Source organism: Planktosalinus sp. (assembly GCF_059864935.1).
The window spans coordinates 1-2,498 of the sequence record NZ_JCBCCK010000319.1 but is presented as its reverse complement, the minus strand read 5'-3'; the positions used below and the strand labels follow the sequence as shown (position 1 = coordinate 2,498).

Genomic DNA, 2,498 nt, shown 5'->3' with positions numbered 1-2,498 from the left:
GCTGTATGCCATCGGGCACTATACACATAGCCCTGAAATGGGGTATTTGATAGTAGCACTTTTCGGTATTTTGGGATTTGCATTTAAGGAAAAGGTATTTTCAATTATTGAGGACATTTATAAAACAGAAAAATACAAAACGTTGGCAGCTTATAGTCAGAGGAATTAGATTTGGGACGTGAGATGTTAGACGTGAGATTTGAGACATTTGAAAATAGAAAATAGAGTAGAGAAAACAGAAAATTTCAAATGGCGGTTGATACTGGATTATGGCAATGAACCCTTTGCGTAACTTTGTGGGACCTTTGCGAAACTTTGCGTTAAAAAAAAGGGTGTAGAGGACGTTAAGTAATTATAAAAAATAAGTTGAGTTAAACAGACAAAAAAAGAAAATTATGATACAAGTTGAAAACCTGAGTAAAACATACGGGACAACCACAGTGTTGGACATTCCGCAACTGTATATCCCAAAAGGGCAAAGCTTTGGACTGGTGGGCAACAACGGTGCTGGAAAAACCACTTTCTTCAGTTTAATGCTCGATCTGATTCAGCCGAGTACGGGACAAATTTTGAACAGTAATATCGAAATAAGTAAAAGCGAAGAATGGAAATCTTTTACCGCAGCTTTTATCGATGAATCCTTTTTGATTGGCTATTTAACGCCTGAAGAGTATTTTTACTTTATCGGCGAACTACGGGGCTGGAACAAGGCCGATGTGGATCAGTTTCTTGAAGGATTTGTTGACTTTTTCAATGGCGAAATTTTAAACAAACGCAAATACCTGCGTGACCTCTCCAAAGGAAATTCCAAAAAAGTGGGTATCGTGGGTGCTTTAATCGGAAATCCGGAAGTCATCATACTCGATGAGCCCTTTGCCAATCTTGACCCCACTACACAAATACGCTTAAAACGCATACTAAAAGAACTGGCCGATAATCCGGAAGTTACCATATTGGTTTCCAGTCACGACCTGCAACACACCGTTGAAGTTTCAAACCGCATCGTTGCTTTGGAAAATGGACTGGTGGTCAAAGACATCATCACTTCTTCAGAAACTATGAAAGAACTCGAGGCGTTTTTTAGTGGGGAAATGGTTGATGAATAAAGAATAAAGAAAATAGAAAAGAGAAAAGAGATGTCTGTACGTCCCAGATATAGGCTGACCATTTTCAGCTATACTGATTCCTCTGTGAAACTTTGTGCCTTCTTTGTGTCTCTTTGTGGTATAACTTTAAGTGAGCATCTCGATACCCATCTCTAATAACTCACATATTATCTTGGATTTTGCCCTCCGACAAGCTCAGGGTGACTGATTTGGAATTTAGCTAACGCTCAGTTCGGCCTTTGGCCTCGTGTGGTGCTTGGAGGTTCAACTTTAGAACATCCATCTCATGTCTAAAATCTCATGTCTCGCATCTAATCCTGCATCTTACTTCCAAAACACAAATCTCCCGCATCACCCAAACCGGGAACGATATAACCATGAGCATTAAGCTCCGGGTCAACCGTGGCTATCCAGAGGGTGTAATCGTCTGGCAATTCACGGTTCAGGAAATCAATCCCCGGCTGTGAACCAATTACCGAAACGAGATGAACCTTTTTAGGTGTTCCCAAATGTTTGATGGATTCCAGCACATTAATAAATGTACGGCCGGTAGCCAGCATCGGGTCGGCAAGGATTAAAGTTTTTCCTTCCAGCGAAGGAGAGGCCAAATATTCCACCTTGATTTCAAACTTGGTTTCTGTAGTGTGATGCCTGTAAGCCGAAATAAACGCATTGTCAGCTTCGTCAAAACAATTCTGCAAGCCGTGATGCAGCGGTAAGCCCGCCCTGAGCACAGAGCAAATCACCAGTTGGTCTTTGGGCAGTTTGATTTTAGAAATACCTAGAGGTGTTTCGATTTCTGCAGAAGCATAGGTTAAGGTTTTACTGAGTTCATAGCCCATCAGTTCGCCTATGCGCTCAATGTTTCTCCGGAAACGCATAGAATCTTTTTGGGTGTTGACGTCCCTGAGTTCGGTAATGTACTTATTGATGATTGAATTTTGATCGTGCAGGTTGTGGGTGTGCATGGCTAATTGATATTTTTTTGATAACCGTTATTGAGCAGTAACAATATAAGTGCCAATGGAAACAACAGACTTCCAATGCTTAAAATTAAGTAATAATTTTCAAATAACGGCCACCTCAACCACATAGAAAAGCCTTTGTAAATGATCAATGTTTCAGTGAACAGAAAAGCAATCAAATACATCCAATACAGCTTTCGCGAAAGCCTTAAAAGTTCCGCCTGAACTAATAATGCAAAAAGGGCAATGCTCACTACGCCCAAAAATACCAGATGCAGATAGCCGATTACAAAATCAAGGTTTTGAAAAGCCAGACGGGCAAAATAGGGAATGGCCGAAAGCAATTGCAAATCGCTTTTGATGCCTAATAAAATTCCGGCCATTAGCAGCATGGCACCTACACCTTTTCTGAGATGTGATTTAAAAT

General features: G+C 40.7%; 3 protein-coding genes and 1 pseudogene. 2 read left to right on the top strand and 2 right to left on the bottom strand.

Features of this window, described 5'->3' with window-relative positions; all coding sequences use genetic code 11:
• Position 1 precedes the first annotated feature (1 nt).
• Both AC6F75_RS10320 and AC6F75_RS10315 read left to right on the top strand, forming a co-directional pair.
• The gene (locus AC6F75_RS10320) at positions 2-169 is read left to right on the top strand and encodes a DUF5687 family protein (RefSeq protein WP_500714940.1); all 168 of its coding nucleotides are present in this window, start codon (positions 2-4) and stop codon (positions 167-169) included.
• A gap of 226 nt (positions 170-395) precedes the next feature.
• Complete coding sequence (locus tag AC6F75_RS10315; protein ID WP_500714939.1) at positions 396-1,106, top strand: ATP-binding cassette domain-containing protein; 711 nt, start codon at positions 396-398, stop codon at positions 1,104-1,106.
• Between the two features lie 311 nt (positions 1,107-1,417).
• Here AC6F75_RS10315 and upp read toward each other — a convergent pair whose 3' ends face one another.
• Positions 1,418-2,074 carry a uracil phosphoribosyltransferase gene (gene upp / locus AC6F75_RS10310; protein ID WP_500714938.1) on the bottom strand — a complete coding sequence of 219 codons (657 nt, stop codon included), beginning with the start codon at positions 2,072-2,074 and terminating at the stop codon, positions 1,418-1,420.
• Between the two features lie 2 nt (positions 2,075-2,076).
• Positions 2,077-2,498 (bottom strand): annotated as a pseudogene (locus AC6F75_RS10305) (hypothetical protein); the annotation flags it as partial.

What these genes read in the sequence shown, in the direction of transcription:
- upp (WP_500714938.1), bottom strand. Translation starts at nt 2,074, where the DNA reads ATGCACACCCACAACCTGCACGATCAAAATTCAATCATCAATAAGTAC.
- AC6F75_RS10315 (WP_500714939.1), top strand. Translation starts at nt 396, where the DNA reads ATGATACAAGTTGAAAACCTGAGTAAAACATACGGGACAACCACAGTG.